The sequence below is a fragment of the Chryseobacterium sp. GQ58 genome, from assembly GCF_059758895.1.
Genome location: NZ_JCAXEH010000003.1, coordinates 71,748 through 97,241, shown reverse-complemented (window position 1 = coordinate 97,241; position 25,494 = coordinate 71,748). Strand labels below are relative to the sequence as shown.

Annotated in this window: 21 protein-coding genes; all 21 read right to left on the bottom strand. The window is 35.6% G+C overall.

The features are described from left to right. Positions 1-62: 62 nt before the first annotated feature. On the bottom strand, positions 63-1,421 hold the full coding sequence (locus tag AC6CHK_RS08400) for a DUF3526 domain-containing protein (protein WP_498095206.1): 1,359 nt from the start codon (positions 1,419-1,421) through the stop codon (positions 63-65). Between the two features lie 4 nt (positions 1,422-1,425). Next, positions 1,426-2,871, bottom strand: coding sequence for an ABC transporter permease (locus tag AC6CHK_RS08395; RefSeq protein WP_498095205.1), 1,446 nt, complete (start codon positions 2,869-2,871; stop codon positions 1,426-1,428). A 45-nt stretch (positions 2,872-2,916) separates the two neighbouring features. Then, positions 2,917-3,606: an ABC transporter ATP-binding protein gene (locus AC6CHK_RS08390; RefSeq protein WP_498095204.1), complete on the bottom strand. Its 690-nt coding sequence runs from the start codon at positions 3,604-3,606 to the stop codon at positions 2,917-2,919. A 72-nt stretch (positions 3,607-3,678) separates the two neighbouring features. Then, the gene (locus AC6CHK_RS08385; protein WP_498095203.1) at positions 3,679-4,041 is read right to left on the bottom strand and encodes a hypothetical protein; all 363 of its coding nucleotides are present in this window, start codon (positions 4,039-4,041) and stop codon (positions 3,679-3,681) included. Positions 4,042-4,419: 378 nt separating this feature from the next. After that, positions 4,420-8,925, bottom strand: coding sequence for a fibronectin type III domain-containing protein (locus tag AC6CHK_RS08380; RefSeq protein WP_498095202.1), 4,506 nt, complete (start codon positions 8,923-8,925; stop codon positions 4,420-4,422). A gap of 449 nt (positions 8,926-9,374) precedes the next feature. Beyond that, a complete protein-coding gene (locus tag AC6CHK_RS08375) occupies positions 9,375-11,495 on the bottom strand; it encodes a cation:proton antiporter domain-containing protein (protein WP_498095201.1) in 2,121 nt (706 codons plus the stop codon). A 10-nt stretch (positions 11,496-11,505) separates the two neighbouring features. Next, entirely contained in the window at positions 11,506-12,072 is a 567-nt protein-coding gene (locus tag AC6CHK_RS08370) for a hypothetical protein (RefSeq protein ID WP_498095200.1), read from the bottom strand. Between the two features lie 332 nt (positions 12,073-12,404). After that, the gene (locus tag AC6CHK_RS08365) at positions 12,405-12,995 is read right to left on the bottom strand and encodes a hypothetical protein (RefSeq protein ID WP_498095199.1); all 591 of its coding nucleotides are present in this window, start codon (positions 12,993-12,995) and stop codon (positions 12,405-12,407) included. An 81-nt stretch (positions 12,996-13,076) separates the two neighbouring features. Continuing rightward, positions 13,077-13,892 carry a helix-turn-helix domain-containing protein gene (locus tag AC6CHK_RS08360; protein ID WP_498095198.1) on the bottom strand — a complete coding sequence of 272 codons (816 nt, stop codon included), beginning with the start codon at positions 13,890-13,892 and terminating at the stop codon, positions 13,077-13,079. A 209-nt stretch (positions 13,893-14,101) separates the two neighbouring features. Next, positions 14,102-14,845, bottom strand: a complete 744-nt coding sequence (locus AC6CHK_RS08355) for a CPBP family glutamic-type intramembrane protease (RefSeq protein WP_498095197.1) — start codon at positions 14,843-14,845, stop codon at positions 14,102-14,104. A 68-nt stretch (positions 14,846-14,913) separates the two neighbouring features. Continuing rightward, positions 14,914-15,072, bottom strand: coding sequence for a hypothetical protein (locus AC6CHK_RS08350; protein ID WP_498095196.1), 159 nt, complete (start codon positions 15,070-15,072; stop codon positions 14,914-14,916). Between the two features lie 60 nt (positions 15,073-15,132). Continuing rightward, entirely contained in the window at positions 15,133-16,335 is a 1,203-nt protein-coding gene (locus tag AC6CHK_RS08345) for a hypothetical protein (RefSeq protein WP_498095195.1), read from the bottom strand. A 15-nt stretch (positions 16,336-16,350) separates the two neighbouring features. Continuing rightward, positions 16,351-16,623, bottom strand: coding sequence for a phosphopantetheine-binding protein (locus tag AC6CHK_RS08340; protein ID WP_498095194.1), 273 nt, complete (start codon positions 16,621-16,623; stop codon positions 16,351-16,353). Between the two features lie 211 nt (positions 16,624-16,834). Then, entirely contained in the window at positions 16,835-17,821 is a 987-nt protein-coding gene (locus AC6CHK_RS08335; RefSeq protein ID WP_498095193.1) for an ATP-grasp domain-containing protein, read from the bottom strand. Further along, the gene (locus AC6CHK_RS08330) at positions 17,821-18,483 is read right to left on the bottom strand and encodes a tetratricopeptide repeat protein (protein WP_498095192.1); all 663 of its coding nucleotides are present in this window, start codon (positions 18,481-18,483) and stop codon (positions 17,821-17,823) included. Before AC6CHK_RS08330 ends, AC6CHK_RS08335 begins: the two co-directional genes overlap by 1 nt. An 11-nt stretch (positions 18,484-18,494) precedes the next feature. Beyond that, on the bottom strand, positions 18,495-20,702 hold the full coding sequence (locus AC6CHK_RS08325; RefSeq protein ID WP_498095191.1) for a TonB-dependent receptor: 2,208 nt from the start codon (positions 20,700-20,702) through the stop codon (positions 18,495-18,497). 39 nt (positions 20,703-20,741) lie between these two features. Continuing rightward, complete coding sequence (locus tag AC6CHK_RS08320; RefSeq protein WP_498095190.1) at positions 20,742-21,446, bottom strand: class I SAM-dependent methyltransferase; 705 nt, start codon at positions 21,444-21,446, stop codon at positions 20,742-20,744. A 2-nt stretch (positions 21,447-21,448) separates the two neighbouring features. After that, positions 21,449-22,204: an SDR family NAD(P)-dependent oxidoreductase gene (locus AC6CHK_RS08315; RefSeq protein ID WP_498095189.1), complete on the bottom strand. Its 756-nt coding sequence runs from the start codon at positions 22,202-22,204 to the stop codon at positions 21,449-21,451. A gap of 6 nt (positions 22,205-22,210) precedes the next feature. Further along, on the bottom strand, positions 22,211-23,164 hold the full coding sequence (locus AC6CHK_RS08310; RefSeq protein WP_498095188.1) for a hypothetical protein: 954 nt from the start codon (positions 23,162-23,164) through the stop codon (positions 22,211-22,213). Between the two features lie 8 nt (positions 23,165-23,172). Beyond that, a complete protein-coding gene (locus AC6CHK_RS08305) occupies positions 23,173-24,234 on the bottom strand; it encodes a class I SAM-dependent methyltransferase (protein ID WP_498095187.1) in 1,062 nt (353 codons plus the stop codon). Then, the gene (locus AC6CHK_RS08300; RefSeq protein ID WP_498095186.1) at positions 24,227-25,489 is read right to left on the bottom strand and encodes a glycosyltransferase; all 1,263 of its coding nucleotides are present in this window, start codon (positions 25,487-25,489) and stop codon (positions 24,227-24,229) included. The genes AC6CHK_RS08305 and AC6CHK_RS08300 overlap by 8 nt, the downstream gene beginning before the upstream one ends. Positions 25,490-25,494 lie beyond the last annotated feature (5 nt).

The window sequence follows — 25,494 nt, the reverse complement described above, 5'->3', positions numbered from 1 at the left end:
TTTATATTTATTAATTATCTTCCCGAATAAATCAGCATAAACTAATCTACACTGCATTACAGTTATCCGATAGTTTTTCTAAAATTAAACCAACCAACAATCACTAAAATTAAACTAATCATTATTAGAGCTACAATGGACTCAATTTTCAAAAACGGAATCGGAGAATTGTATTTCTTTAAGCTAAATTTTAAGACATCATCTTTTATTACAGGTTCTTCCTTAAAAATAACAGGATAAAAACTAAGACGTATTTTTTCATGGTAATCTCTTACAAATTGCTGGAAGTCAAGATGTGATTGCAGGTCGGAGCCGGACAAAGCATTGACCGACAACTGTGCTTGCAATGTTGGGATAAAGAGAGCAACCATCGATGCAAAATCCTGACGTTTCTGTAGTTTGCCGGCCATTGCATGACGACTTTTTAAACTAGCATCATCACCCATTTGCTGCATGCCAAAATACCAGAACCAGGAAAATGTTTTATCTGCATCAAACGGGTATTGCTTTAGATGTGGATAGTGTTTAAAAAAAGGTTCCATCGTAACATTTTTAGGCATATCCCATTTTTCATGATATCCCTGTCGCTGCTCCATCACATGCTGAAGTGCTTCTGGCATTGGAAATCTTGTTGATAAATACAAATTGAGTGCAGCAGGAATTACAATAGCCAAACTTACCCAAACGCCAATTAAAGCAGAAGCATTAAAATTGGAAGATTTTCCGAAAGATATTACAAAATACGCTGCCGCAAACCAAAAACCAATATAAAGAAATATCATCAAAAATATCGAGAGAAAAGTTTTATCTATTGAAAGATTTAAATAAACGGCGGCTAGCAGCATTAGTAAAAAAGCAACACCAAAAATCACGATCATTCTCACAATCATTTTTTGCAAAATAATAGAAATTGGCTTTTTACTTTGAGATCTTAACAGCGTCCAGACACCATTTTCTTGTTGAGCAGAAAGAAGATTGTAACATAAAGCAATGATTACAAGGGGAAACAAAAATATATAGATAAAACCTAAATCGATGTTTCCCATTAGTAAACTCAACGGATTGCTGATGTCGGTATCGTAAAGCTGGCCTTCCAAACCGAGCATCGTTACTGAAATCAGGAAAGGGTTGACATCCCTTTGACCGCCTGAAAATGCCGCCCAATTACTCGGAACATTGGCTACAGAAAATTTGTTGTGATAAAAAAAGAGCCCGGTATCATTCCCGAAATGCTCAAGATTACTTAATGTATTCTGTTTCTGTATATTTTGCGCTTTTTCTATCACGCTTTGCTGATGTTCCATAGAAGCTTTACCAAAATAAAGCGCCGATATTCCCGTTACCAGCAAGATGATAATGGCCATCCAGGAAGCTTTATTCCTGAAGAATATCTTAAATTCAAATAAGAATGTATTTTTCATGATTTTAAACGGTTTTAATCCATTTTAAAGATAATTGAAGGAATAAGGAAACAATAATCAGCCAAAAAGCCAATGCAACCAATGCAATCGGATTCTTGGCAATAGTATCGGAAATCTTGGTAAAACGGTAATTAAAATCCGGCTGCGATGCCCAGTTGTTTTTGCTGATTATATGCGGCCCTTCATGTTCTTCAGGGGTGATATTGCTGATTTTTTCGATCTGAAGCTGATTCATTTTCTGTGCTAAATGATAGCGATAATCTTCAGCCTGATCCTGAAAATCAACATAAGTATAAAAATCTGAGGCAGTCAGCAACATGGAAACCTGTTTTAATGCTAAATAAGGATTCAGAAAGCTGCCGATATTCGTAATGCTGTTTTGGTTTGAAAATGTTTCGTTTAATTTCTTTTGATGATTATTGTAGATCTTAGAAGTGATCTTTTCACCTTCCGCCATAATAAATCCACCATAATTGAAAGGAAGCTTTTTCACATCATCCACCTGATATTTCTTCAGAAGAGAATCTTTTATTTTTGAATAATGCGGATCATCAGGATCGTGGCTGTCACCTTCTTTTTTTACGTCGTTTGCAATATCAGCTAAGAATGAAATTTTAGAAGGCGAAGGGTAAATCTGAACGCCTACAGCCTGCGTCAAGCGCGGCATCATTACGACGAAAAATATCCAGCTTGCCAATAAAAACGTCAATGCTGATCTTGAGCCGGAAGACATAGCTGAAATAAAAACCGTAACTGCAGAAACAATAAAAAAGTAAACTATATAGCTTCCTAAAAGAAGCAGTAGCCTGATCACTGAATCTGCTGAAAGCTGCCACTCGCTTAATATTCCCCAAAGACCGATCGTTAAAATCATTAACGGAATAAATATCGACAGACTTATTGCCAGCAATCCAAAGGTTTTCCCCCATAAAAGTTGTTTCCAGGTTGTGTTTTGACAGAGAATTATTTTTAAAGTCCCCGATTCGCGTTCTGCGGAAATACAATTGTAACCGATAAAAATAATCAGCAACGGAAAAAGCACCTGCAAGACCATTGCAACGCTTAATTCACCAAAGCGCAGCATTCCGTTTGAAAAACCTGCCTCGCTGAAATTGACGCTGTTCTGCTTGTGGGCTTCAAGAAAAATAGAAACTCCGGCAAAACTTTCAATTCCAAAATCAAAAAAGCTTAGCTCATGTTTTTCCCGAAAAGCTAGATATCCGTAATGTGCCATCCGATGCGGGTGTTTGTCGGGGTTTGCAAGCCATTGTTTTCTTACTTCTTCTTTATACTCAACCCGATGTTTATTCTGAATCTTATAATTTTCCCAGCCTACATAAGTAGCCAGACTGAGTGAGATTCCTAATAAAATTGCAAGCGAGAGGGTAGCCTTATTTGAGAATGCCAGCCTGAAAGTTTGCCTGGCTATAATGAAAATGGTATTTGACATTTGTTTAATTCAATTTTTAATTCAAATATTTTCGTTACATTAGATTCAGATCGTCTGCAAATAAAGCTTTTGAAGATCTGTAGCATTGATTTCTGAAGCTTTTAAGGTATGAATTAGTTCGCCACGCTTCATGATCCCGATATGGGTTCCTACATTCACTGCGTTGAAGATGTCATGGGTGGCCATCAAAACAGATTTTCCTTCATTGGCAAGCTTCTTCACAATCTCCGTAAATTCTTCGGTTGCTTTGGGATCAAGCCCGCTTGTAGGTTCATCCATTAAAATAAGCTGTGCATCTTTGGCAAGAGCGATCGCAATACCAACTTTTTGTCGCATTCCTTTACTGAAACCGCTCAGTCTTTTATGATGTGCATCAGTCTGAAGCCCACATATCGACAGAAAATTTTCAAGCTCAGAAGAATTGTATCTAAAACCTGCTAAACGCGAAAAGTAGCTGAGATTTTCTACAGCAGACAGATTTCCGTAAAGCATTACAACTTCAGGAATATAAGCGATATGCTGTCGGCGTTTATCAGCATTAAGATTTTGATTATTAAATAAAATATCTCCGGAAGATGCTTCAAGAAAGCCAAGAATAAGATTAATTGTTGTTGTTTTTCCGGCGCCGTTCTGGCCCAATAAACAATATACTTCACCTGAATGGACATGGAGATTCAGGTGATTAAGCGCCAAATGAGCGCCATAGCTTTTAGTAAGCGAAATGGTTTGTAGCATAATATAAATGTATAAATGACCGCCCGGAAGGACAGTGCAAGAAAATTAAACGTTGAAAATTTAGCTCTGAAATTAAGCCATAAAAGGAGGTCCTTTATTGGTGCAGGAAAGAAGATAAGCACGGCTTTCTCCAACAATAAAAAAAGATTTAGTCGTGAATTGTTTTAATGAAGGAATTTGGAATTCCGTAGAATTAGCAATATCAAAAAAAGGTGACTGATGTTTAAAAAAATCACATAAATCACACTTGTTCGCTGATGATTGCAGTTGGGTATTATTAGAATCTAGTCCATTAATTTTTTGCGAATAAGTTTCACCTTCATAATGATGGTGAAAATATTTTACCAATCCAGCCTGTAAAAAAATGATCAGAAAAAGCGTCGCAAGACTGCGGGCAAAAATATTCTGCTGATATGTTTGATTAGTAAATGACACCGCTTCAAATGTACGGTTAAAAAAAATAAAGACAAAATTTAACAGAGTTGTTAAAGATAAATTAACTTGATAATTTTCTGTGACAATATAAATGAAATACCTAAAAACAGATGTTTAAGAAGAATTGATTTAAAATAGTTTATGAGCCGTTTTTGCTACATGTTATCTTTGTTTTTGAACGAAAAATGAAAAATAATTTCTTCTTTTATATCATTTATTTGCCATTATTTTTTAAAAGCTATATCAATTCTATTACCACAATCTAGTATTACAAAATAATACAAGAGTTGCTTCTATTGCAGTTTAATGTTGATAACAGAGTTCATTGTTAACTAAAGCTGTGTTATAATAATACACAGCCTTAGTAACTTTTGTTATTTATTCCTTAATAAATTTCTTCTGAACATTGCCTTTCACATCTTCAATGCTAATGACATATAAACCATTAATAAGGCTACTTACATCAATTTTATTATTCACAATCAATCCGGTAGATATGAGACGACCAGAGGCGCTGTAAATTTTATAATTCGCTTTCTCACTAATGTTTTTCACATTCAATATTGTGCTTACAGGATTCGGATAAATCAGAATATCATTTTGATTAACCGAATTCACAACTCCCTGTTTAGAGATTCTTACCGTGTAATCTTCAACTTCGCCATTTGCAAAGCTTGTACAGTTGACAGGAATTCCGTCTTTTTGCATCGCCACTCTCATCACAACATATTTGTAATCGGTCATGCTTACAAAAGCATCAGCCGGTACCGTGAAGGTTGCGCTTGCGGTAGGGTTGTTGTTCGGTCCGTCTGCCAAAATTCTTTCATTAAGATCAAAATATCCGTTTCTGTTGAAATCAATCCAGACAGCAACTCCTGCATCCGTACCTGAACTTAATGTTTTATCAATAATAATCTGATTGTTCATAGAACCTTGAACCATTTCAATGAATTTCGTATTATCTCCTGTAAAGTCAGAATAATTGGAAGCCTGTGTTTCATTGATCATTTCAGGTTTACCGCTTGGCTTAGCCGTAACTTTTGAAATAAATTCATTGGCGGAATTAGCAGATGACATCTGGCAGTAAACCACGGTAGGCGTTGTGAAATAATACAATTTCGTATAATTCCCCGGCGTACCGTTACAAATGTTGGCTACCTGCATTTCATACTTTGTTAATTCCAATAATCCTGTGATGGTATAGGTATTGGTATTCACCGGAATATCGATCCAGCTTGGAATCCCTACTTTTCTGTATCTCAAGATATACGTTGCTCCAGGGAAAGGATCCCAGATCACTTCGGCACTTGTCGGAGTAAGCTGAGTGATGGTAAGTCCCGGAGGAGCTATTTCACAAATTCTTACCGTTGTAAACACTTGTGGATTTGCCCATGGGTTTGGAGTTGTTTCTCCAACACATGTGCTTGCCACCTGAACTTCATACGTCACAAAAGAATCTAATCCCTGGATAGTGTAAGAATTAACAGGAGGAATAAGGTTCGGAATTTCAGTCCATGTTGCTGTTCCTACTTTTCTATATCTTAAAGTATAAGTAGCACTTGCCACAATCGGATTCCAGGTTACAACTGCCGAGCTTGCAGTAACATTGCTTATGGTAACATTCGGAGGTGTAGGATCACATCTTGTAGTGAATGTTTTAATAGCTGTAAATGCTCCCGGTCCGCCACCGCAAACTGCAGCAATCTGCACTTCATAAGTTGTAGCAGGAATCAAACCTGTTAGCTGAACCGGTGGATTACCGTTCAATGTGGAAGCATTTACGCTTGTCCAGGCTGAAGCAGGATTGGTTACCGGTCTGTATTGTAAAACATATGAAATGTTATTGGTAGCAGGCGTCCAGTTCACGGTAGCCGAATTGTGTGTTACCGCAGTAAATGTTGGAGTTCCCGGTGTAACATTGCTGCAAGGCCTCAATCTTACTGCATAATCTTCTACTTCACCATTAGCCGGGTTTTGACACATAACAGGTGCGCTTGTACGTTTAAGAACAACCCGCATCGTGGTTGTAAACGGTCCTAAATACACACCCGTTGAAGGTACATCAAATGTTGCTGTAACAGGAGTTGTTGTGCTTGGAGCCGAAGTCATGATTCTTTCGCTGTCTGCAAAAGTCCCGTCTCTGTTGTAATCTATATAGGCATAAACAGCGTCGCTAAAAGTAGTTCCCACCCAACCTTTAGATACAGATAACTGATTTCCGATAGATCCTATTTCTAAATTAATAAGCGTGGCAGGAGCGGTATAGCTTGTATAATTCGTCTGCAAGGAAGTATTGTCCATCACAGGGAAATTGACAGGAGTAACTTTTACATTTGAAATGTAATCGTTCGTACCTGTACCGGTCATATTACAATAAACCACCGGCGGAGTAGTGAATGATACTGAAGGGCTGAAGGCACCTGTAGTTCCGTTACAAATTGTAGCGACCTGCACCTGATATCCTGTCTGCTCGGTAAGTCCTGTAATCGTATGATAGTTTTGTCCCGCAGGAAGAGTCAGACCGGCAGCTGTAGGAAGCCAAGGTCCGGTAGCACCTTCTCTCCATCTGATAAGGTAAGTAGCTCCTGCAGCCGGTAACCAAGATATATAAGCAGTTGTAGCTGTTAAATTGGTTGCCATAATATTTGTCGGAGGATTTGTAGTGCACGGCTGTAAATCTATAAATTTCACATAATAATCTTCAACCTCACCATTACTTGTAAGATTCGCACAAGCATCCGCAGGTGTTAAAAAATAAACAATAACCCGCATTTTTATTTTACTTGTTCCTACATAAGCATTGGCAGGAACAGCAAAGTTTGCAGTAACCGGCGTGGTGCTAGAGAATCCTAAATTCATTATTCTTTCACCACCTGGCGTCGTCGAAGGAGTATTGTTAAAAACTCCATCTCCATCAAAATCTATCCAGGCATAGGTAGAATATGTTCCTGAAGAAATAGCTCTTCCAACCGACAGTACATTGTTGGTTGTATTTCGCAATAACGTGATTGTCTTTGTTGGATCTGTAGAGTAATCTGTATACGTGCTTGGTCCTGAGTTATTACTAAATGTAGGTACATTCGTACCAATCAACGTAATATTGCTAATGTAAGCATTTGTAACAGTTGCCGTACCAGAATTACAATATGTCAATGCAGGAGTCGTAAATGCCACAGGTAAAGAGAAAGCTCCTTGTATTCCACCACAAATTGTTGCAACTTCCACTTCATATTGAGTCAACTCTGTAAGACCTGGAATTGTTGCATTATTGGTATTAGGTGTTGTCACATTGATTGTCTGCCAACCACCAGATGGTAAGATTCTATATCTCACAACATAAGTGGCGTTTGCTGAGGGAGTCCATGTAACAGTCGCTGACGTGGTTGTAATATTATTCACTGTAATATTTGCAGGCGAAGCGGTTGTACATGGCTGCAAAGTTGTTCCGACCAACTGAAGTGTCGGAATTACAGAATAACGACTTGTTGCAGTAGGAGGGTTTGCAGGATCAGGATTGGTCGTGGCATTTCGATACGCCATTCCTCTGTCAGCGCCTGCTGTATAGCTGCCCCAGTTTGCAGTACATGAAGTGCCGGCTGAATTTTCATCTACAGCAATTACTACATTACTTGTTCCGTCCCAAAGGAAAGGTGTGCCTAATGGAATTGTTACCCATGTTCCCGCAGTCATTGCAGGTAAAGTACCTGAATACACCTGTTGCAAAGATGACGCTGGAACCCAACTTGTTGTAGTAGCAAAATCCGTTTGAGTTGTATTTCCTATGTATACTTCCCATTGATTATAATTCGCTTGCGTAGCGGCTGTACTTGACACAAAAAACTTAATTGATGTAATATAATTGCTGGTCCCAACGGCTCCGGTTACTTCTGATGCCGTATAAATCTGCTGTGAATAATTATATCCTGAACAAGAATAAACAGGAAGAAAAGAATGCGTAGCAGTTCCTCCTCCAATTTGTCCCGGTGTGAAAGGGTCACCAGCAACCCAAAAAGATTTATCTGTAGGCGAACATACAGATCTTACCCACCAATAATATGTTGTTCCCGGAACTAATGGTGTTAAATTAGCTGTTGTCGCATTAGTCAGACTACCTACCGTTGCTGCAACAGGAGCTGTATTTGTTGTATTATAATAATATTCATATCCGTTTGCCGGTGTCGGTGCTGGCGCAGCTGGCGGATTCCAGTTGATAGTTCCGGAAGTAGGTACAATATTCGTTACAGGTGAAGTAGTAGGCTCAAAACAGGTAGGAGCCTGTATTACCTTTACTTCGTCCAGTAAAATATCATCATAAAAATATCCATCGTTGGCAACATCTTTATCAACAGTAAATTTCAATTGAATTGTAGCATTTATAAAGGTTGCGGCCAAAGGTATGCCTACCGTTCTCCATGCAGGGTCATTAGTATTTCCTGTCCAAACCTGAACCCAGCCTGAACCGTCATTTACTTCAAGTTTCAGTTGATTGTCTTCATAATTGGGTACTGTGCCTGTAGCTGATGTTAAATGATTTTTAAACCATTCAAATTCAACATAAGGATTCGTTAAACCCGTCAGATTGATTTGTGGGCTTATAAGCTCTACATTATGCAGACCTGTGTAAGGTGAGCTGGCATCCACCCAGGCAAATGTTCCTGCAGGCTTACCGCCGTTTCCTGTTGCGCCGTATCCTGCCGATCCTGAAAACTTCCATTTAGCATTCGCACTGGTGGAAGTTGAAGTTGGGTTTTGGCTTATCCAACATGTCGGAAGCGCACCAGTACTGAATGATTGTGAAAAAGGTACAGGGACCGGTGCGCATTGAGCTGAAATTTTAGCTATAAAAGCTATAAAAAAGGTTATAGTGAGTAAAACTTTATTCATATTTAAATGGTATTAGTTATACAAAATTTAATGAAATTCGAGTAGTGATTTAACTTTATAAACAGGGATTTCATGGTATGTCATCGTCTATAAAGAGATAGAACTGTAAAAAAGTAGAGGTTTTTATCATAGGCCTAATATGTTTTAGATGAATCACAAATCTAATGATTTTTCCGGATAAAGTGTCATTTAACTAAAATAATCTCAATATTTTAGTTAAATAGATATTGTATTTTCAATTATGATACCACTAGAATTGAAGTTATTAAGTTTAAATGAAATTTTAATAAATTGTAGATAAAATAATACCTCAAAGAAGGAAAAAGCGATAAAAGCAAGCATAAAAGTGAGCAGCTTAATTAATTTTGGTTGCACAAAATCTCTAAACCGAAAAGGCTTACTTGTTTAAGATAGGTTATTGTCAAAAATGATTTTTACTTTATTAGATTCTATTTAAAAATCTTTTTAATTACATTTCCGATTTCTACAAAATCATCATGGTTTCCTACGAAACGTTTTTCCAATTTGTTTTTTCCATAATCGGAATACGGGAAAATAAGAAGATAATTATTGCGCTGAAGGCTTTTATTAAGTAGCTCAGGAATGAGCCTCATTCTAGGAATATAAGATTGCATTCCTTTTTTAGCCATAAAAACAATGAGAGCCTCATCTTCTTTTAATTGAGCGGCAGTATCTTCACCGTCTTTCCATGTATTCATAATAATAAACTCGGCTTCGATATTGGCTTTTTTAATGATCCTCTGCAAAATATCAATAATATTTTCGGGAGCGTAAAAGACAACGGTTGCTCCGGAATTTCTGGCAATATTCCATACCCTTAAAAGCGAATGAAAAAAGCCGGCTTCCTTTTGTGCTTTTTCGGGAATCATTACCGCATATCTTTTAATGGTAGAAATAGGCTGTGCGGCATAATATACAAATATATTGACATCGTCATTCTGCAAATAACCATTGTACAGATTATACGTAAATGATGGTGAAAAGCCTTTCTTTTCTTCTAAACCGATGATAAGATCTGTGATTTTCTGTTCTTTGATAACGTTGTTGACACCGTTGATCACATCATTATCATATCTTTTTAATGCCTGAAGTTTTACATCCGCCGAGGCTGCGGTATCGGTAGCATGATGCAGAATCTTTTCAGCATTTTTGACGGAAGATTCATTTTTATCTTCATTAATAACATTCAGCGCAAAAAAGTCTTCGGTGTTTGAATGGGCTTTGAATAGTATTCCGAGATTTACCATCCTTTCCACTGTTTCTTCGTAGTTGATGGCTAAAAGGATATTTTCCTCTTCATGGTTGTTTCCCGAAACGGTATCTTCATTGTCTTTTTGAGCAATTTTTTGAGCGCTTGCCATTGAAATAAAAGATGAAACGGTACACGAAATTAATATCAGAAGTATACTTCCGTTTAATACATGCTCATTGAGCAATCTTACAGGTTCTCCGGTTTCAGATTCAGAAAGAATAATATTGTAACCTACCATTACAGCGGCTAGAGTTGCTGCTGCTGAGGCTGAGCTCATTCCAAAAATAAGTTTCCCTTCTTCTTTAGTGAGCCTGAATGTTTTCTGTGTGGCAATTGCAGAAACATATTTGCCGCCAATTGCCGCCACAAGCATAATCGCGGCTACTTCTAATGTTTCCCAACTTTTAAAAAATACTTGAAAGTCAATCAGCATTCCTACACTGATAAGAAAGAACGGAATAAAAATAGCATTTCCGACAAACTCTACACGATTCATGAGTGAAGAAGTGTGTGGAATCAGCCTATTCAGAGCCAATCCCGCAAAGAATGCTCCGATAATAGCTTCTACACCAGCCAGTTCTGCTAGCAGTGCAGCAAGATAAATCATAACTAAAACAAAGATGTACTGAGAGATTTTATCATTTACTTTCTTGAAAAACCAACGTCCGATAATCGGAAAACCTAAAAGAACGATAAGTCCGAATATTATAAATGAACCTGAAAGCCGGACCCAGAAAGCCGTTCCCACTTCACCTTGCGACATTCCAACAATTATTGCTAAAACCAAAAGTGCAAGCACATCGGTAATCATTGTTCCGCCAACTGTAATATTTACAGCGGTATTTTTTGCAATTCCCATTTTACTTACCAAAGGATAAGCGATAAGTGTATGTGAAGAAAATAGGCTGGCAAAAAGTATAGAAGTAAGAACTGAAAAATTTAAAACATAATGACCTCCTAAAAATCCTAAAACAAAAGGTACAATAAAGGTATATAGCCCAAATGTCAGACTTTTCCATTTGTTTTTCTTGAAATCGCCCATGTCGATTTCCAGACCCGCAAGAAACATGATGTACAATAATCCTGTGGTTCCTGTTACAACAATACTGCTGTCTCTCGATAAAACATTGAACCCGTTGGGACCAATAATGGCACCTGCAATGATAAGACCCAGCAAATGAGGAACTTTAATTTTGTTTAATAAAAGCGGAGCTGCCAGAATAATGATCAAAACCATTAAAAACTTTAAAACAGGATCTTCAAAAGGAAGGCTCAGATTGTGTAAACTAAGGATCATAAATCGTTTTTTATTTTACAGAACGGGTAAGCTCGACCGAAAACTTTGCCATACATTTGTTATCAACAGTTACGGTGCGGGTTCCTTTCATTTTAGTGTCGGATATATCATTGAGAAGGATGCTCATCTCCACTTTTTTCTTTGCAGAAGAATCTGTTTTATAGTTGAGTTTTATTTCATTGTGATCAAATTCACCGGAATATATTCTAATCAAATTATTATTGTTGATTATTTTGGCTACAAGTTGGGTAGAATCACTATCAAATTCCCAGTTATCGATTCTTTGGTCACCGATGGCATAGTCGCTGCAGTTTGATTCTGTACATATTACTTTTCCGCTCCAGGCTCCGGAAATTTCGGCAGGCCAAAGCAGAATCTTAACTGAATCTTTTTCAGCAAAAACGCTATCACGCATTTTCAGTAAAGCTTGATATTCAGATTCTTTTTCGGCAAATAATTTTTCTTTTTCTAATAATTTATTCTCTCTTTCTGTTAACTCTATGATCTTATCTTTATCGTTACAGCTTTGGAGAGCTATAAGTAATAACAAAATAATAAATGGATATTGTTTGGACATATTGCAAGATTATTTAAAAAATAAAGGTAAAAGTTATAAATAAAAAATTATAAATAAAAAAATGACAATGTAATATTATATGAATATTGACAATTTAAATTACAATCGTCATTACTGTTTCTATCAGAAAGTTTATTCTTAACCTTATAAACTTCACATTTTCAATTGTCTTAACAGAAAAACCCAGCCGAAGCTGGGTAAAAACTAATAACCATGAAAACTCAATTAAACATGAGAATCGCTTCTTTTAGAAGCAATAATCAGACCGTAATAACTTTAAGAATTCATAAAAGATGTTATAATTATGTTAATTTTTGCTGAACTTATAAAATCTATTGTTTCCATTTTAGTTTTCCATCCGCATTGAACATTTCTATCGATGGATTGCCTAAGCTGTCGACTTTGAAAACTAGCCTCGGCACTTCATTCGGATCCTTCATTACCAATGAGGAATTTCCGTTTTCTGTAATCAGATTGATCCTGTTCACATTATAACCGGGCTTGCCCGAAAGATCTTTGTCGTTGATCGTCAGTCCGGCTTTAAAAGATTTACTTTTTTGGTCATCCTGAGCATAAATACCTATTGCATCGGCATTCTGATAATCAAATGCTATTGCGTTAATGTTCATTCCCTCGTGCTGCGAAATAGCAATTCCTCCGCGTTCATCACCGTTTTTATCGTAGAAGATAAGTCCTGCAGGTGTCATCATCCTTTTATAGCTTTTCCCTTTGATGATAGGTGGCGGAATTAAGTCAGCATTAGAAATAACGACTCTATTTTTTCCGGAAGGGTCTTTAATATTTATACGAGCTGTTTGTAAGGTTTCGTTATTATTTTTCCACAAAAAATAGGAAAGGAATGTGATGAGAATGATGTTTGATAAGAGAAGGACGCCAAACAAAAGTTTAAAGGTTTTGGACATGGAATTCATAATGTAAAATATTAGATGGTTTAAATGTGAGTCATTATCGGAAGCAGCTACTTGTATAGCCGTTTTTATTTTCTACAAAAAATTTGAAGGAAGTTTTCCAGTCGAACTTTTAAAATCCTTAATGAAATGTGACTGGTCATAATAACCTGCCTTTAAAGCAATCTCTGTAAGATTGTCTTTAGAATGGTTTGACTGAAACAGATCTCTGAATCGTACGATGTTGGCATACCGCTTAGGAGTGGTTCCTACTTTAGCCCTGAATCTCTTTTCAAATGCATCCCTGCTTATGGGCAGTTTTTCCGTTAATTCCTTGATTGTTACAAGTCCTTTTCGGTTTTTAATTTGAGTAATAGCTTTATTGATGATTTCATCTGTAAAAACAAGATTCATTTCTGCAAGTAAAAATGTTTCAATAATGAGCACCATTTCTTCAAATGATTCTTGCTTTCTTAATAAGGAAATCAGTTGTGAAATTTTTTGCTCATTAAATAATTCTTGAAGGGAAATGAACTTTTCAAAAAAACCATTCAGGGGCTTTCTGATTACGGAAGCTGCAAAACCGGGATTGAAAATCACTACAAATAAAAACGTATTTTCAGAAAAGGTAAACCTGAACGATTTACGGGCAATACCGAAAGCCACTGCATGAGGTAAATTAATGCTAAAATTGTCTTCCAGATGCATCGCAATATTCCCTTTGAGGATAAAGTCCAGCGATAGGGAAGTACTCGGAAGTGTTTCCAGCTCAAAAGCATCTGTACATTCGATCAGCATATATTCTTTGATAGCCAGCTGTAACGCTTCGCAAGGAGCTGCTTTATATTCTTTCCACGGATTGTGTTTTACCTTGTGGTCAAAAAAATTTTGATTGTTACTGTTGTTTTCCATGAAACAGGTTAAACATTTACGAATGCAATTTAATAATTACCGTTAAACTGTAATTGTAAAATATCAGTAAAAATTATTTCTTATCAGATTATGTTCTAAAATTAGAAATGTGGTATCTATGAAATGACAAGCAATGTTATAGACTTTAATTTTACTAGAATAATTATAAAAAATTGTAGTACTAAATCAGTAAATAATTCGGGATAAAACTATGCTTTAAGTTTTAATTCTTTCTCCCATTTTCTAATAATTAGAATCCATAATGTAATACAAGCAATGATAATAATAAGCTTTTGATTTTGGCCTATTCCATTTTTTATTAAAGAGTTGTATAATAAGATTTGTACTATCAGATGAAAGCAGGCACAGGCGCCAATAGAACGTGTAGAAATAACGACCTGCCCAATTCCCCAGCTTCCTATAATAAGACCGACTAAAAAAAGCAGGTTACTCATAATATCTGTTTCTGCTAGAAAAGGCAAATGCCAGGTATACCAAATCAATCCGATAAGGGCATACTTTTTCCATGGTCTTAAATTCTGTAGTTCGCTCTGAAGATATCCTCTCCAGCCATATTCTTCTATAATGCAATATAATAATGTACATGTAGCAGCAAGAAATGCGTATACATGATTATTCATGTTAAAGCTGTTGTTTATACCAAATGCTGTAAACAAAATCAAAGGAACAACCATCATAGTGACGCTATATCTAAATGAGGTGCCAAAAAGCGAAGCATCGATCGTGTTTCTTTTAGGAATTAGCTTCAGGCCGATGATTGTAGCTACAAGTATCCCACTTCCTTCTAAAAGAGTAGAAAGAATAATATAAATCCAATCCGGAAGGTTTTTAAGGCTTTCTTTAATAGAAAACACATCAAACCTGAAAATATTGGAAACTATGGTAGCGATGGTAAAGAATAGTAGAATTCTTGAGAGTTTATTCAATTTCATTTCAAAGTTTTAAACAATAAAAGGGCGGACTTTTTACTGACCGCCCATACATCTTCGATCTGTAAAGATTATTGTGCTGGAGCAGCAACTTCTACAGAACCGAAATCACATAGTAAGCTTGCAGCAGCAGCTTCACCTGCTAAAACTGTCAAGTTTACCATTTCAAGTCTTTCTTCTAATTCGACAGACATGAAACCTTCTAGTAATTCAATTTCTAAATTTTCCATAAACATTTTGTTTAATATTGGTTTGACAAATACAGGTAATGACTCTCATTACCCTTTATTTTAAATAGGAAGCCTTTTCCTACTGTTCCCAAGTCTTTTTATAATAACCGTTAAGAAATAAATATTGATCCCAAGCCCCAGTATTAAATGAATAAGCTTATATGAAGCGTCAAAAGATGTCCAATCTATTGTATTCATCGAACTGTATATTTCACTGATTCCTTTCACATTCTGATAGGTTAACCAAATGAATAAAATAATAAGTAATACAAAAACGATATACAGCAATACTGAATAAATACCTATCGCCTTATTACTGAAAATAAAATTCATTTTTTGCTTGAAAGATATACTGCTCTTAAGTTTGTTATATAGCTTGCGGGGGAATGCCGTTGCTTCACTCATTAAATTTGGTATTCCGAAAAAATCACTGTATACCCAATATCCATCATTTCTCAAAAATGGATTTAAAGAATATACCAAAAGAATAATGTTTGACAGGAAGAAAAACTTAATCGCTATTTTAGCTTCGACATTGCTGATAGATAGGTATAAAGCGTAAAAAAGTAAATTAATAATTAACTGAAAATATATGCCTGCCATATTGACAACTACTCTCTTGTTTTTTCCCAAATTCCATATTTTGGTTACATCAGTATAGAAAACTGGAAATATCAGGTAGAAACCAAATCCTATTTCCTCGGAGGGTTTGCCGTAAAACCGGGATGAGGTTGCATGTCCCAATTCATGAAACAGACCGATAACTGCAAATCCCACATAGATCAAAACAATGCCGGTCAAAGAATGTTTCAAAGATGATTCTATCGACCAAATCCCATCTGTGTAAATTGAATAGGCTAGAAGCACACTTGAAATCAAGGATAAAATTATTAAAACAGGGAATAAATATTTATTAAAAAGAATGAGAAGCGGCGCGGATAATTTATCAATGAGATTCTTTCCGAAGAGTTTGATTTTAAAATATATATAATCTATCGTAGAAGATCTTTTTTCGTGAGTCTGTGCCAGCTTATTTGTGAATTTTTCTATTTCATTATTAAGAAAAGACTCACTGATGTTAACATTGTATTGCTGGTTGATCTTTGTTTTGATATCACTTATAGATTCATCCTTCTTCAAAAGACAAAGCACGTCGTAAAGCATATTTCCTATTGAAAATATTTTACTTCCATAGTTTACAGTATAAAATGAGTCGCTCACTTTAACAAGATCAATTTTAGAAATCAACGGATAATCAGCCATAATCTGATGATGATTTTATTGGGTTCTGTTGTCGATTACAAATTGGGATAATGTACCCATTGTAGCAAAATGGGGAGAAATAGCCTCTATATCTTCTACATCTATACCGTAATCTCTTTCAAAAATAACAACAAGCTCAAGTGCGTCGATGGAATCTAATCCTAAACCTTCTCTAAAAAGCGCAGTATCTTCAGTAATAGTGTCGGGATTTACTTTAACGAGGTTCATTTCTTCTATGATCTTCATCTTCAGTTCGTTTACAATGAAATCGAGGCTTTTTGTTTCCATATAAATATTTTAGTTTTTATAAATTTATAAATACAGTACTGTGATTGGTTTAAAGCTTACTTTTTTTATATATCTTTTTGTGTTGTGTGCTTTACTTTTGCCAAATTTTCGATGAATATTCAATTCCTTGAGGTTTTCATTTTGAATTTTTGATAAATAATTGTAAAACAGTGGTAAATTACTATTTATTTCCATAAGGACAAAACTTTTTTTAAGATATAATGAAATTATTACATTGAATTAAATATTCTGCTATCTTTTTTTCGATATAGAAATTGTTTTTTTCAGATTCGTAATTGTATTGGCCGATAGGATTAACTTCTAAAAAGATATATTTGCCATCAATTGTACAAATGAGATCAATTGAGCCTGTTACCAATTGTAATTGCTTCATAAGCTCAATCAGGTGTTCCTTTATTGCCTGGGGAAGAGCATAATTCACAACATTGATTTTGTTGTCGTCTGTCATTTTTTTTCTGTCGTCCGTGTCATAACTGCCTTGGATCAATATTGCTGATGAAATACACAATCCGTCCAGATAAAAGACTCTGATTTCAAAATCAGCTTTTATTTTTTCCTGAAAAAGGGTAGGAAAAAAAACATCCTTAAGATGTACAGCGCTTTCTCTTGAAAATTCCTGAACGAAAGACAAATAAGATTCATCTTCAACAGTATAATAAGATTTACTTCGATCTGAAAAAGGCTTCATAACCAGCTTATCAATTTTTCTGTCTTCAAATACATTCAGAACCTCTTTCTTTGAAGTTAATATTATCGAATAAGGTATTTGGAGTCCTATTTCTTTCGCGACATTTAATACCGTAAGCTTATTTAGGTAAATGGCATCCATTGGAGAAATCCATTTTTTATCATTAAGATATTCTGTAAACATCTCCATGAAGCATTTGATTTCATTAAAGGTTTCTTTATTCATCCTTATATTTATCGGATCTTTTTCTTCGGCAATAGGAGAGAAAGACTCTAGAAAATGTCTGTACCAAACTACGTTAACCTCTTTGGTGAGATTAATACCTTTAAAAAAAATCTGTTTATTTCCAATATCAACCGAAACCTCGTTGTAGTTGTAAAACACATCGCTGAGCGTGATTTTCAAAAAAGGGACTTCATAATATATAAGCCAGTCGATGACAGGATCGGTGCCTTGCTCGTAATGATCAGAACCTAATATAAGTATCATTATTTGCAGTAGGTTTTTATATACCATTCATTCAATTCCTTACCCCATTGCGGTTGTACAGAATTATTGTCCTGTTTTGTGCGGTTGTATAAGCCGGCAGCCTGTTGAAAAAGTTTACAGCCTTTTTCTACATCACCTCCTACTATTTTTGGGAAGTACACATAATACATTCCGTATACCAAATAAGCGCGGGGATTGTTTTTGTCCAGTGAAACTGCTTTATCAAGATTGCTTCTGCATCTTTCCGTATACTTGGGGCCGTATTTAGCTACATTCATGCCTATTAATGAGATGAGGGCTCTGCTTTCCAAAGCAAATATTTCACTATTATTAGGTTTTAATGCCGCTGCCTTATGTAGTGTAGAAATTGCTTCTTCCAAATCTACGGATATGGCAGATCCTTTTTTCCATCGTGAAAGTACGATTTTACAATAAGCAATATTATAGAGCAGAATCCAGTCTTTTTCCTGTTTTAAGGTATTTAATCTTTCAAACTTGTAAAGCACTTTTTCATAAGCCTCTTTGGTTGTAGATTGATTCAATTCTTTTACGGTCTGTAAAAGTGTTTTATTATAATCTTGTGTCTGAGCGGCAGACTGACCCTTGACAAAACCTATTGCAAGAAAAAGAAGCAGAATAAATAATGATTTGAAATTTTTCATATTAGATAATTTTATTTTCTATTTAAAATTTGATCTATAAGATCATTGTTTTTATTGAGTCCAAAAGCCACATTGATACCTATAAAAAAGAATCTCTTGTACATCGGTGAGATTTCTCTTCTTAATAGCGGATCATTTTCAGAATAAGTATAGCCATATATTTTATCATTTCCCAGCAAGTTGCTTACGGAAAAAATAAGGAGCATGGCAGTACTTTTAACCTTGAAAGAATAAATAAGATTGGAAGAAAGATCATGAATATCCTTTGTCTTTTCAGAATTAAAAGCATCATCACCAATATTAGGATTATAATAAGGTCTTCCTGAAGAATAATTATAAAATAATCCCAGCAAAACATCTCCGCCAAATAAAGAATAATTGGTAGATACAGTATATTTATTTTTTGAATTGAGTTGGAAAGGGGCTTCAACAGGATAGTTAAGATATTTTCTTTTGGCATCCGTATAAGAATAGCTTATTCTGTATTCCATATTGGGAATAGTTTTTCCATCCCGGAAATATACATCAATACCTCTTGCGTGGCCATATCCGTCATATATGGTTTTGTCCAAAGTATACAACGGCAGATTGCTGTATTTTTTATCATACAATTCTAAAGAAAAGTTGCGCCCGTTGTTTCTATATCTGTAATAGATGATCGAATGATCTGCACGGTAAAAACTTAAGTTATTAAGGTCCGAATTATATAGGATATTGGGTTGCTGATAAAAGTTTCCATAAGAAATACCGGCTTCATTTTTATTGGAATTATCTAAATACTTCAGATCATATCTTCCACCAAAATTTGATTTTTTCACCAGCCATGAAAATTCTCCTCTCGCCCCTATACTTGCATATATGTTTTTGAAAAGTTTAGTAGAAAACTCTGTATATAAACCTGCATACCTGTTGACATAATCCACTGATCGATCATAATTTACCACATCAGATTTTTCTATGAAAAATTCTAATCCGCTATTGAGATATGAATTTTTCCAGATCTTTTTGTTCAGACTTGTTTTTATCTGAGTGATATTAAAGTCTTTCAGATAGTTCAGTGAATTTTCATTTTTTCTGTACTGAGTTTCATCCGAATTTAAAGTATGATTAACTCCGAAAAAGAACTTTGTGTTTGCGTTTTTTTCATAAGTAAGCGTAGCCTGATTAAAATGATTAAGATTCTTTACGGTTGAAGAAAGTTCCTGGGAAGGATTATCAATATCCAAAGCAAGGGCGTCAATCCTGGTAAACGAATTATTAGAAAAAAACTTGAACTTCAGCTTATCTGAAAAGTTGTTTTTATAAAAGATATTTCCAGAAATGCTATAAGGGCCATTTCTTAGAGACTGATAATCAAGGTCATCCTTTATTGTACGTGAATATGGATCGAAATCCATAAGATTAATTCCAACTTCTACTGATTGCTTTCTTTCCTGACTTACAGGCAATGCCAATTGCGCATCTAAAGAAAATGGAGATACAAGAAGGCTGAAGCTTTTGTTGTAAGCAATATCTTTAGATGTCATCCTTACAACAGAAGAAAGAGCATTGCCATATTCTACCGAAAATCCGCCCGGCATAATCGCCATCTCCCTAAATAACGCCGGTGAAAGCCTGGAGCCTCCTGCTTGTCCATCGATGTTTGCTCCTACCATATTATTAACGAGCATGCCGTCAAATATATATCTTGTTTCACTGCCTTCGCCACCTCTCACAGAAAGTTCTCCGGTTTCACCAACCTGCTGAATACCGGGTAAGTAATTCATTGCGGCAAGTACAGAAGATTCCGGTGATCCTAGAATAATATCTACATCACTTTTAGCAAGTGGCTTCTGCTCCTGAACTTCTCGTGTATGTATCTTGTCAATAAAAACCTCGTCTACAATAGAAACTCTTTCTCCTAGATTAATTTTAATATTGTCGATAATGTGATTGCTAATTACAATCTCTTGACTTTTATCTGCAAATCCTTTTTTATGAGCGACAAGAATAATGGTATCGCCGGATTTTAGGGATTCACTTTCAAGTTCAAATATACCAAGCCCGTTTGTTTCTGATTCTGAAAAATTCCCCTGTATATAAACCAGTACTTCGGAAACAGGATTTTCTCTTGCGTCTACAATCTTTCCGCTTATTTTTACCTGACTGGTAAAACCGGCAGAGAATAGGATTGCGATCAAAAGTAAAAACTTTATCTCAAAAGCATGAGTGATTTTCATTATTAATTGTTTGTGATGGTGATTTTTTAAGATTTTAAATTATTTATCATCTAGTATTCTGTATTGAAGAAACAATTCGGGGTGTATTATATTCAGTATTTCTTTTGATTCCAATCCGCCGAATACGTCTTTCTTTAGGACAAGAAAACAGTTTTGCTTGTACCACCATTTTACATCAGGATTATTCCAGATGCGGGTTCTTATCAGATCGTAATATTCAAATCCGAGGTCATTAAATTTTTCTTTCCAGTATTCAATCCATTGTTCGTTGATATGATTGATCCCGCCCTGATAAGGAACGGCAGCGGAAAACAGGATAGCATCACTAAGGCCTGTCAAAAATTTAACCAATGCATCCGCGGATTCCGGACTCAAATGTTCTGCCACTTCCAGGCATATGGCCAGATCGTATTTTTTATCAATTTCAGGAAAGGCTTCGTCAAGGTTTGTACATAAAATTTTATCCTGAGGAATCATGATTTTGTCAAGAGGAAGATAATCTCCGTCAATTCCCAAAACATCTTCAACACCTTGATCGATCAGCACAGAAAGCCATGAACCTAGCCCGCAACCTACATCTACAGCACTTTTTATGGCTACAGTTTCCTGTACTATTTCTAAAACTGCTTTAGGTGATCTGATATCCTTGTGAAGGTATTCGGAATGCAGATACACATCAGATTTCTCAGAATATTTATTGAATAGTTTGTTTAATATTTTTAAACGGGTTTCTATATCTTTCATTTTTATTGGTATATATATCCTCCCGAAACTTCAATGTTTTCACCGGTGATCCAACCAGAGCTTTCTTTGATTAGGAAAAGGATCAGTTCTGTAATATCTTCCGGAGTTCCGGTTCGTTTTATTGCATAATTCTTGACGTACATATCGTTGATGATTTTTTCACTAACGGCAATTTTTTTACTGTCCAAAGCTAAAACACCCGGAATGATGTTATTTACTGTAATATTCCTTTTTCCAAAATCCGAGATCATAGCATTGGATGCATTTTGAAGTGCCGCTTTTGATGCTCCGTAAGCGATCATTTTTCTATAAGGCCTCGAGGCTGTCGTAGAAAGGATATTGATGATCCGTCCGTCGTCATTCATCTGCTTTAAACAGTTTTTCATAAGCAGCAACGGAGCCTTGAAATTGATATTGAATATCTTATCCAGAAAATGTGTATTTAATTTATTAAAGTTATCAAATTCATAAATCCCGGCGTTATTAATTAGATAATCTAACCCGTTAGAAGGTCTGCCATTAAGTATTGGAGCCACTTTTTCTTCAAAAAAATGATCCAGCTGATCATTATCCGTAAAATCTGCCTGAATTGTATGTACAGAAATATTATATTGAGAAATCTCCTGCGTAAGGCTTTCCATTGCTTCTGCCGATTTATTGTAATGAAGAATCAAATCAATATCCTGACCTGCAAATTTGATTGCGATATTTCGTCCAAGCCCTTTCGCAGCACCGGTTATGAAGGCAATTTTTCTCATCAATATTTATTGGTTTAAATAATTAATATAATACTTTTCGTTTTTTTCATAAATCGGAAACGGATTATAAGTAGCATATCTGAGTGGAGAGTCCTTCAATTCTTCTATTTGATCTGCGCTTATTTTCCAAAACTTCTGAAATACTTCGTCATTTACCACGTCGATTAGATTGTCTTCATTTACATTACCATAAATGTTCTGATCAAAGATGATATTGCGAATATTTCCGGCATAATCAATGGCTACTTTGTTATGATATGTCGTGTTATAATTCAGACTTTCAGAATAATATTTCATATCCAGGATAAGTTTATCTGTATTCATGCCTTCTTTTTCCAGTTCGTGTAAAGATGCGTTTTTATACTTTAGAGAAGTTTTTATTTCTTTATTTTCAGGTGAACCATAAATTATGATGGAATTTATTTTTTGAAATTTATTATAAATGTCTTCTATTTCTTTTTCCGTCACAGATTCGTCAAACTGCCAAAAAATATCTAAAGATTGTGTTGTATTTTCTTCCCATACCTTCAATGTTTCTTTGAATTTGTTTAATAGTTCTGAACCTATTTTAACCCTCAATTCCAGATGTCGGCATCCTAAACTTTCGAGATAGTTGATAACCGGAAAAGGATCATACCCCGACATATCTATTTCCAACACGGCAGAATGAATCGTTCCTGGAAAAAAATATGAAAAATCCAGCTTCGGAAAAGATTCAGGATCAGAAACATATCTTCCCATATTATTTTTTGTGAGCTTCTCAAGATATTGATCCAATATTTCAGGTTTATTTTGAAAAAAAATATTTTTTAGATCTTCTATTTTCATGGTCTCCAGTTTCTCCAAAACCGTGACAAACGCATTGGGAATGTACATTATGCTGGCATGTTGAAGATCATAAATTGCAGCTTTGTCTTTGCCGCAAACAATTACATTGTGAGAATATAGAAGGTAATACATCAAATGGTTTATTTTATTTTTAAAAGACTGTTGCTTCGTCCCAGATGATCGTTGATTTCAACAATCTCGAGGCCTGCATTTTCTACAGCTTCCCTGAAAGTCGGAAAATCGTACATCTGGCTTCTTCCGTTGGCCATCGCAGTGAAATAGAGAGAAAATTGTTGTAAAGAAAAAGCTCCTGTCTCAAATCTTTGTCTGTCCCAGAAGGCATCCTGTACAAAAATACTTCCGTTCTCGGCTAAGGCTTTCTTGCATTTCTTGAGGATGAGAGTGATATCATCCTCATGAAAACAATCCAAAAATTGACTCATCCATATAACATCAAATTTTCCCTGAATTTCCGAGCTCTCATTTAGAATATTCATTGTCTGATAACTTATTTTTGAAGTATCCAATCCCGAAGCTTCCATTTCTTTTTTGGCCATACCGATCTGTCCCGGCAAATCTGCGATCGTAAATTCAACGTCAGGCATTTTGTTAATCAGATACCGACAAAATTTTCCGGTATTACCTCCCAAATCTAAAATAGTATTAAATTTTTCTTTGCTAAGGATGTTAAAAGCTGCATCGTAAGAAACATCTGAAAAATAATGATCAAGATCAAGCCAGCTTTTTTTCACTTCGGTTGACAGCTCAGAAAGTCCGTCATATATTGTATCCCATTCACCTAAAACCTTTAATCCTTCAGGCTTTTTATTCTTTATGCTGTCTTCGAGATAAAACATTCCGTTGTAGCATACATCATTTACAAAATTGATATGGATTTGTGCCGCCAGTTGTTTGGAGGCAAGAAAAACACCAGTTTTTGTAAGGGCATACCTTTCGTCTTTCTTATAAACTACACCAGCCCCCAATGAAGATTGAAGAAGAACCCTGACGCCATATTTCCAAACACCGGTTTGCTCTACAATTTCCTCCAGAGCTACACCTTCTTCGCCGGCTTTTTTAAGCACATCCATGATTCCTAAGTTAAGCATAGTCTTTACTGACTGAAATATCATTGGCGCATAGCATATGAAAGTAGCCTGTTTCTGAGCTTCAAGGGCTGTTAAATTGTCGTTATCAAACATGTTCTATTATTTTTTTTTCTATTATATTGATAGCATTTCCTAAACCGTCTAGCTCTGAAAAAGCTTTTTTCATTTCTCCTGCTTTTTCGTAGTAACGGGAGTTGTTCATGATCTTTTTTACAGTTTCGTTGATCACATCTTTAGAGAGCGTATTGTATTTGATAAATTCTCCCACTTGTTTATATTTTATCCTTGCCGCTGTTCCGGGCTGATCAAACGATATCGGAATGACAAGCACCGGAACTCCGTTACTCAAGGCATCCATCACCGTATTTAATCCACCGTGCGTTATGCAAAGTGCAGCTTTGGCCAAAACGTTACGTTGCGGAACATAATCAGAGATAATGGTGTCTTTTGGTAAGATTTCTGTACTTATTTGAGACAATTTATTTCCTGTAGAAATTACGAGCTGAGCATCAATATCCGAAAAGCTTTCGCCGATCATTTCAAATAAATCGGAGCGCATATTCAGAATAGTTCCTAAAGAAATATAAACGAGCGGTTTTCCATTGAGTTTTTCATACGGGAAATCAACAGTAAATGTATCATCATAATCTATAAATGGTCCCACATTATAAAATACATCAGGTTTATGCTTTCGAGGATAATCCAGAAATTGCGGAATTTGTGCTATTTGTGCAATAGGAGATACAGGATAAAGTGTCTTGGTATAATCGTATGAAGATATTTTATATTCTTCTCTTTTTTTATTAATATAATCAAATAGCGGTTGGAAATCCTTTACAAAATTTTTAAAACCTATTTTATTGCGCTTGATCTGTTTTTCGCTACAACCATACTCCCAATCAAGAAAAAAGGGTGGGATTTCTTCTTCCCAATCCAAATCCAATCCCATGCAAATGGTAATGAAGGGGATTTTTTTATACTCTGCAACGCAAGCACCTACAGGATCACTTTGATCAACGAGCAAAAAATCGAGTTGCTCATGATCTGCCAATTTGGGAAGATCTATGAACCACATTTTAAATAAGCCAATCTGTTGCTTCATCCAAAACCTCATGGCATTTAAGCCGTGCATGTTTCCCAGCTCCTGCTGTACATTTTTGATAGAATTCAATGGTAGAGATTTTCCGAGTCTGCAAAACCGGATGCCCGCTTTTTCTATTTTTTCCTTCATATCTATCTGTTGAAAGAAAACGACTTCATGGCCCCTTTTAGTAAGGGCACTGCCTAATATAAGGAAAGGGTTTACATGTCCGAGGGTCGGTGGTGATATGATGCCTATTTTTGCCAATATTT